Raw genomic sequence first — 1,560 nt, forward strand, 5'->3', positions numbered from 1 at the left:
TTGCGCGTCATAAGCTGTCTTCCTCGGCGAAGCCTACCAGACCGTCGGGCGGCAGCGGGGGATCACGCGGATCAAAAGGGTCAGAGACCCATGGCACTGGGAATCAAGGGGGCAGAGACATTTCCTTTTCCAACTTGGCAATACGGTGCTTCGACTTCGTTCTTCCTCTTTCAATCCGCAATCCGTTGGCCCCGGCGGCTCGCTAGCTCAAAAAGTTACTCACTCTGACCCCTTTTAGCTGAGAGACATTTCATTTTTCACCTTCGCAATACGGCGCTTCTACTTCGTTCTTCCTCTTTCAATCCGCAATCCGTTAAGCCCGGCGGCTCGCCGGCTGAAAAGATTAATCACTCTGACCGTTTTTAGTTTCGGGTCGGGTCCACTGCATGTGATTGTTAGCATTTCGCGCTACTTGAGTAGCTCATACAGAACTGAAGAAAAGTAACTGCACCCAACTGCATGAATTGTGATAAATACTAAAGAAAGTGCTCCCTTAATTAACGATCTTATATTGCTACTTTCAACTGCTTGAATCACTCGTTTATCACCAACATTAATTTTTATATAGCTAACTTCCGACAATGAATCAACGGCATTTTCTAGAATTCCACCGAATGCTTTTCCCAGAATAAATGAAGATACGACAAATCCAGACGTAATTAAAAGAAATTTTGCCAGAACTTGATTGTTATTATCTGGCGACAAGACAGAACTAACAATTGAAACACATGTTACCAAGGAAACCATCAGCAATAGAAAGCTTGAAACATCAGTGAACAGATGTGATTTACTCTGTAAAAAATTCAGCACCTTATTTTTTTGTGTAAAAGCCACCGTCGACACCCATGAATCGACTGTAGACAGCATATTGCGGGCCACTACGTAATCTACATAGTCGATGTCGACGTTAATAGCACCGCCCCGAAAGAACCTTATAAACATCGAGCTAGGAATTTCCATTCTTGCTTTTTGATAAATGGCCGCTTTGGATCCCAATCGAACTGTTATTCGATAGGGCTGAGGTTTTGGAGTATTTTGTAACTGAACAAGGACATTGAACTCGTACACAATACTTTCAATAGGAGATGTTTGGCTTTGGTCATATACCTTGAATCGGTCTAATGACGAAAATGTCTCCTTGTTATCGTCAACATGATGAATAGTAATGTTCTCATTTGATTCAATTACGTTCCATTGGGCACACATTTGCCCCAATTTGAAATGCAATTGAAAAATGTCATTCAATTCAATTTTGTAGTTTTCGGAGAACCTTTTAGAAAGTTTTTCTGTCTTTCCGGTGACGGTGTTATATAGGGCCTGCGCAACTTTGAAGGCCTCGGTACCCTGAATCAAAAATCCAGACTGTGCTCTATTAGATTCATCAGCCATGCAATGCAAAACCCCCATTTGTTTTTTAACCAGTACGAATGCAAACCTGTTATCGAACCAAAGAGGTCAGAGACATTTCCTTTTTTACCCTGGCAATGCTGTGTCTATATTTCCTCTTTCCTCTTTCCTCTTTCCTCTTTCCTCTTTCCTCTTTCCTCTTTCCTCTTTCCT

Annotated in this window: 1 protein-coding gene; it reads right to left on the bottom strand. The window is 42.1% G+C overall.

Going from position 1 to position 1,560, the window contains the following annotated elements:
- Positions 1–408: 408 nt before the first annotated feature.
- Positions 409–1,389 (bottom strand): hypothetical protein, encoded by a 981-nt coding sequence (locus RUW20_RS13730; protein ID WP_313952799.1) that lies wholly within the window; start codon positions 1,387–1,389, stop codon positions 409–411.
- Positions 1,390–1,560 lie beyond the last annotated feature (171 nt).

The organism is Accumulibacter sp. (genome assembly GCF_032229525.1).
Lineage (GTDB): Bacteria > Pseudomonadota > Gammaproteobacteria > Burkholderiales > Rhodocyclaceae > Accumulibacter.

Bases quoted from the DNA above. Each gene is read 5' to 3' on its own strand.
- RUW20_RS13730 (WP_313952799.1), bottom strand. From the start codon at position 1,389: ATGGCTGATGAATCTAATAGAGCACAGTCTGGATTTTTGATTCAGGGT.